The 213-nt window shown below is 70.4% G+C and carries 1 pseudogene; it reads left to right on the top strand.

Annotation, left to right across the window (positions count from 1 at the left end):
* Positions 1-213: pseudogene (locus C7C46_RS33185) on the top strand (signal protein PDZ); the annotation flags it as partial.

The raw sequence follows: 213 nt of genomic DNA, 5'->3' as shown, positions 1-213 counted from the left end.
ACACGCTGGCCGCGGTGGACCAGGAGACCAACGGCAGCGCCGCGCCCGGCATCGGCTTCGCCATCCCGAGCGCCACCATCACCAGCATCGCCGACCAGCTGATCAAGAACGGCAAGGTCACCAACTCCGGCCGGGCGGGCCTGGGCATCACCGCCCGCACCTACTACGGCAGCGACTACAAGCCGGCCGGGGTGGCGATCGTCTCCACCACCG

The sequence above is a fragment of the Streptomyces tateyamensis genome (assembly GCF_003205575.1).
Lineage (GTDB): Bacteria > Actinomycetota > Actinomycetes > Streptomycetales > Streptomycetaceae > Kitasatospora > Kitasatospora tateyamensis.
This window is presented reverse-complemented; position numbering and strand designations above follow the sequence as displayed.